Genomic DNA, 5,573 nt, shown 5'->3' with positions numbered 1-5,573 from the left:
GGCGCCGGGGGCGTCGGCGCTGGTCTAGACCGCGCATGCGCCCTCTCCCGCACGGGCAATTCCTCGGTGACCTGAACCGATCGGTCCAGGCGGGCGGGTTCAGCGTCGATCTGCGGGTGGCCACACTGCCTCCCGAGGCGGTGACCGAACACTCGCATGACACTGCGCATTTCATCCTGCCGCTGGCGGACGGATACCGCAGTCTCGCGCGCGATCCGCTGGCTCCGGTGCGAACGGTCTTCGGCGCAGGCAGCGCGATCTATAATCCGCCCGGCGTCGTGCATCGCGACTGTTTCGATGTCGCCGGAGGTCTGTTTCTGTCCGTCAGCGCGCCGACGGACCTTCCGGCGGGGCTGTCCCACCCCGCCCTGCTTCGCGGCGACGCCGAAACAGCGATGCGACGGCTTGTCGGCCTGAGCATGCGCGGCGCGCCGGGCGATGAACTGGCCATCGAACAGGCTTCGCTCACGCTGGCCGATGCGGTCGTCCTGTCTATGGACGCCTCTCGCCACGCGCCGGACTGGCTCATCAGGGCCGCGGAGATGGTCGAAGACCTGGCCTGCGCGCCGGGTCTGGAAATCCGCGCCATCGCCGACGAGGCCGGTGTTCATCCGGTCCATCTGACCCGGAGCTGGCGACGGCATCTGGGATGCTCCCCGACCCGTGCGATCCGCCACCGCCGCGCCGATCATGCGACCCAGAGCCTGATCCGGAACATGGATCTGGCCGAGGCGGCGGCCGGGGCCGGCTATGCGGACCAGAGCCACATGACCCGCGAGTATGCGCGAATCTTCGGCATTACGCCGGGGGCGTTCCGCGCCGTGATCTCCGGACAGGTTTGATCTGTTCAAGACAGGCCGTCCGGACCGTGGGATGCGGCGTCTCCAACCCAAGGAGTTCCTCGTGCGCGCCATCATCCTCGCCGTCTCGGCCCTGCTGCTGACCGTCTCGCCCGCCGAGGCGCAGACCGACGGCTGGAGGACGGCGCCGCCCGCAGCCGAACGCGCCTCAGCCGCCGGCCTGACCGCCATGGATGCGGCGGTGCGGAACGGCGACTTCCACCAGATCACCAGCGTCCTGATCAGCCGCAACGGCCGCCTGATTCATGAGGCCTATTTCGACGACGGCGGCGCGAAGGCCCGGCGCAACACGCGATCGGCGACCAAGACCGTCACCGCGATGCTGGCGGGCGCGGCGGTCGCCCGCGGCGACCTGTCGGTCTCCACGCCGGTCATGCCGCTGATCTCGTCCTGGGGCCCGTTCGATAATCCGGACCCGCGCAAGGCGCAGATCACGGTCGAAGACCTGCTGACCATGAGCTCCTTGCTGGAATGCGACGACGACAATCAGTTCTCACGCGGCAACGAAGAGCGGATGTATCTGATTGAGAACTAGGTGAAATTCGCTTTCGACCTGCCGGTGCGAGGCTTCCCCGCCTGGGCGCCCAAGCCCGAGAACTCACCCTACGGCCGCGCGTTCAGCTACTGCACGGCCGGCACGACGACGCTGGGGGCCGCGATCCAGTCGGCGACGGGCCGGCCGCTCCAGACCTTCGCCCATGACGTCCTGTTCGCCCCCCTGCAGATCGAGGGCGAGGAATGGCAGTTCTCGCCCATGGGCCTGGCGCAGGGCGGCGGCGGCCTGAGCCTGCGCAGCCGCGACCTTCTCAAACTGGGCCAGCTGTTGCTCGACGGCGGGAGGTGGAACGGGACCCAAGTCCTGCCCGAGGCGTGGGTCGGGGCGATGACCTCCCCGCACGCCAACGTCGATCCCGAGCGCGGCGACTACGGCTATCTGACCTGGCTGCCGACCTACACGGTCGCGGGACGCCCCATGAAGGCCTTCGCCATGGCCGGGACCGGAGGCAACAAGGTCGTGGTCGTGCCGGAGCTCAACGCCGTCGTCGTCGTCACCACCACCAACTATGACGTCCGCAATCCGCACGGTCTGGCCGACGCCCTGATCACGACCCACGCCCTGACGGCGCTGCTCTGATCCCACTCAACCGGTGATGATCGTGCTCGGCATGACGATGCGGCGTTCGCATTCGGCGTAGTCGACGGCGTCGCGGGTGTAGGTCTCAAGCCGGCGCAAATAGGCGTTGATCTGGTCCACGTGGGTCGAGAACTGACCCTGGTAGCGGATCATGGCCGCCTCGTACTCGCGCAGGACGTTGTTGCGGCAGGTATGCGTTCCGCGCGCCTCGTTGACGCAGCCCGGCACGGGCGGGCGGCTCGGCTTGACCGGGCGCTCGATGGCCGGCGGCGTCGGCGCGGTGCAGACCGCGGGCGCGGCCTCCTGGGCGACAGCCGCCCCCGCGACAAGGAAGGCGGCCGACAGGCCGAGGACGGACTTGAACATGCTGAATCCCCCGAATCTGGAGGCCAGCTTCGCATCCGTCACCGGGAGATCAAACACCGCCGTTCGTCCCCGCGGACCGCATCCCGTCCCTGCGCCGTTGAACAGTGGGCCGCCGCCAGCCGTGATGGCGGCATGTCCATCTACCCTCTCCTCCTCGCCGTCCACATCGCCGCCGGACTCGGCACGGTCGTTATCGGCGCAGCCCCGGTCCTGACCCGCAAGGGCTCGCGCCTGCATCGCCTGACAGGGCGAGCCTTCGCCGTCCTGATGGCGATTCTGCTGGCGTGCGCCTGGGCGATGACCGCCCTGAAGATGAACAGTTATCTGCTGGCCCTGTCGGCCTCGGCGACCCTGACCCTGTTCTCGGGCCTGCGGGTGCTGGGGCGCAAACGTCCGGATCTGCGGCGCACTGACCGGGCAACGGCGCTGGACTGGGTCGTGACCCTGGCGCTGGCCAGCGTGGGCCTGATCATCCTGGCCCTGGTCCTGACGGGCCGAAGCAGCGGGCCGGCCGTCCTCTCCATCACCCTGGTCTATGCCGCGTTCAGCATGGGCGGCTGGGACGCGTGGCGCTTCCTGCGTCCGACCGACTGGCCCTTCAGTCCCGAGTTGTGGCGGTATGAGCATCTGTGGAAGATGCTTGGCGCATACTCGGCGGTGCTGAGCGCCTTCTCGGGAAATTTCCTGAGGTTCCTGCCCCCGCCCTAGAGCGCCCTTTGGCCGACGCTGCTGTTCCAGACCCTGACCGCGATCTGGATCGCCGGGTTGGTCCTGCAGCGCCGACGCTGGCCGGCAGCCGCCTGATGCGCGGCCTGCGCCGCATCCCGTTCGGCGTCGGACTGGGCCTTTTCGCGGCCTACAGCTATGCGGCGACCACGGCGTCGGCGGCGTGGTTCGTGCGCCGGGACCATGGCGCCGACCTGCCGACGTCGCTGCTCTGGGCGGGACTGCTGTATGCTCCGAACGTCGTGACGGGGCTGCTGGTCTGGGCCGTGCTGCGGCGGTTCGGGGCCGAGTGGCGGGCGATGGGCGTACTGACCGCCCTGGCGCCGCCCGCGGTCGTCTCGGCGGCCCTGGCGATGACCGGCGCGGATGGAGCCATGCGCGGCGCGGGCTGGTCCGTCGCCGAGATCATGGCGCGGAGCATCGACCGGCTGCCGGTCGCCATCCTGCTGTACACCGCCATCGGCGCGGCTGGCCTGGCGGCGGCGCACTGGCGCCGGGCGATCCGGCAGCGGGCCGAGATGGAAGCGCTGTCGGCGGCCCTGGTCGAGGCCCGGCGCGCCCAGTCCGATCCCGCCGCCCCGCCGTCGGAGCGGCTGATGGTCGGGGTAGGCCGGGGCCGGGTTCCGGTGGCGGTCCCGGAGATCGAATGGATCGCCTCGGCGGGCAACTACGCCGTGGTCCACTGGCGTGATCGCGAAGGCTTGCTGCGCGAGACCCTGCAGGCGCTGGAAACCCGTTTGGCCCCGCACGGCTTCGCCCGCAGCCATCGCTCAACGCTGGTCAATCTTGCGAGGGTGCGTGAGTTGAAGCCGCTGGCCGACGGCGCCTGGCGGGTCACGCTGGACAGCGGCGCGGAGCTGGTGGTCAGCCGATCTTACAGAGACGGGTTCCTGGCGCGACTGGGAGGTTCGGCGGCGGTAGAGGTTTCGCCCTCGGAACCTTCCGCCGTTCGGTCTTCACTGATCGGGCGAACGGGTTCGGGTAGGACCGGCGGCGTCGTTTCAGACATATAGGTCAGATAGTCGCCCCAGATGTCGCGGGTCCGTCGCCACGTCGCGTCCGTCAGACACGTCGCGTAGAACAGCCCGCCGATCGTGCCGCCGCTGCCGTCCGGAAGCCAGACGGCGCAGTGGCTTTCAGCATAGGCTTTCCAATCCCGCTGGGACTTCGTCAGCCAGTGCACCTGACGGGTTCTCGGGCCGTACTTGACCGACTCCGCGTCATTGTCCCGCGCCCGCTTCATCGCGGCCGCGAATACCGCTGCATGCGGGCTTCTTCCTGGGCCAGATCATCGCCGGCGCAGGCCTTGATCGACGGCATCGAGCCGTCGCTCCGATCACACTCATGAGACGGCCCCGCGGCCGGCCGCGCGTCTTCTGAATCACAGGCGGACAGGCCGACGCAGAGCAAGCCCGCGGCGATCAAAACAACGGGCTTCATGGCGGAGGTTCCGGTTGGATGGCTCAGCCTATCCCAAGCCTTTAAACCGTCCAGCCTACTTCTTCGGCGCGTGCTTCTGGCCTGTGCGGATCCGACCCGAACGCGACACCTGACGCGCTCCGCCGCGCGCGCCCTTCTGGACGGCGATGGACGAGCCGGCCTTCTTGGACGAGCTGGCCTTCACGCCCGAGACGACCTTGGGCTGATGCTTGCGGGTCTTCTTCTGCTCCAGCGCCTTGCCGGGCAGATTGGACAGCATCTCGGCCTTTTCAGCCTTCTTGATGACCCGGCGCGGCGCGGTCTTGGCGTCGCCCTTGTAGCGTTCCGGACCCGACTTGGAACCGCCCTCGGCATAGGGGTTGTCGCCGCTTGACTTGACGATCAGGCGGATCGGCGTGCCCGGCAGGTCGAAGCTCTCGCGGATCGAGTTGACCAGGTAGCGCTTGTACTGCTCCGGCATCGACTCGGCGCGGCTGGCCATCAGCACGAAGGTGGGCGGACGGGCCTTGGTCTGGGCGATGTATTTGGGCTTGATGCGCTTGCCGTCGACGGCGGGCGGCGGGTGCCGCTGGGTGGCCATGGACAGCCAGGTGTTCAGGTCCTTGGTCTTCACCTTCACCGACCAGGTGTCATAGGCCTGGATCACGGCGGGCATCAGGCGCTCGACGCCGCGGCCCGAATGGGACGACAGAACGACGAACGGCGTGCCCTTCAGCTGGGGCAGCTTGTCCTCGGCCATGCTCTTCAGCTTGGCCATGCGCGCCTGGGGCTCTTCCTCGAGGTCCCACTTGGACGCGACGTAGATCAGCGCCCGGCCCTCGCGCTCGACCAGATCGGCCAGCTGCAGGTCCTGGATGTCGAAGGCGTTGTCCTTGTCCATCATCAGGATGACCACCTCGGCGAAGGTGATGGCCCGGATGGTGTCGGCGACCGACAGCTTCTCCAGCTTCTCCTGCACCCGCGCCTTGCGGCGCATGCCGGCGGTGTCGACGAAGCGGATCGGACGGCCTTCCCACTCCCAGTCGACCGAGATGGAGTCGCGGGTG

5 protein-coding genes and 2 pseudogenes are annotated in these 5,573 nt (G+C 68.6%); 4 read left to right on the top strand and 3 right to left on the bottom strand.

The features are described 5' to 3' along the window. Together Q0C81_RS14170 and Q0C81_RS14165 are read left to right on the top strand one after the other, a co-directional pair. A partial coding sequence (locus tag Q0C81_RS14170) for a helix-turn-helix domain-containing protein (protein WP_291839217.1) occupies nucleotides 1–842 on the top strand: 842 nt, incomplete at its 5' end. A gap of 31 nt (nucleotides 843–873) precedes the next feature. Next, a pseudogene (locus tag Q0C81_RS14165) lies at nucleotides 874–1,995 on the top strand (serine hydrolase domain-containing protein). Between the two features lie 6 nt (nucleotides 1,996–2,001). On the opposite strand, the gene Q0C81_RS14160 reads toward Q0C81_RS14165, so the two are convergent. Continuing rightward, nucleotides 2,002–2,361 (bottom strand): hypothetical protein, encoded by a 360-nt coding sequence (locus Q0C81_RS14160; RefSeq protein ID WP_291839214.1) that lies wholly within the window; start codon nucleotides 2,359–2,361, stop codon nucleotides 2,002–2,004. Nucleotides 2,362–2,493: 132 nt separating this feature from the next. Here Q0C81_RS14160 and Q0C81_RS14155 point away from each other — a divergent pair, with 132 nt between their 5' ends. Beyond that, nucleotides 2,494–3,069, top strand: a complete 576-nt coding sequence (locus Q0C81_RS14155; RefSeq protein ID WP_291839211.1) for a hypothetical protein — start codon at nucleotides 2,494–2,496, stop codon at nucleotides 3,067–3,069. An 8-nt stretch (nucleotides 3,070–3,077) separates the two neighbouring features. Further along, on the top strand, nucleotides 3,078–4,100 hold the full coding sequence (locus tag Q0C81_RS14150; protein ID WP_291839208.1) for a LytTR family DNA-binding domain-containing protein: 1,023 nt from the start codon (nucleotides 3,078–3,080) through the stop codon (nucleotides 4,098–4,100). 32 nt (nucleotides 4,101–4,132) lie between these two features. Here the strand turns inward: Q0C81_RS14150 and Q0C81_RS18315 are convergent. Beyond that, nucleotides 4,133–4,336 (bottom strand): annotated as a pseudogene (locus tag Q0C81_RS18315) (lysozyme inhibitor LprI family protein); the annotation flags it as partial. Between the two features lie 246 nt (nucleotides 4,337–4,582). Beyond that, a partial coding sequence (locus tag Q0C81_RS14145; RefSeq protein WP_291839205.1) for a GTPase occupies nucleotides 4,583–5,573 on the bottom strand: 991 nt, incomplete at its 5' end.

This window comes from Brevundimonas sp. (assembly GCF_023259385.1).
GTDB lineage: Bacteria > Pseudomonadota > Alphaproteobacteria > Caulobacterales > Caulobacteraceae > Brevundimonas.
Note: the sequence above shows the minus strand (reverse complement) of the source record. Positions and strands in the feature narration are given on the sequence as shown.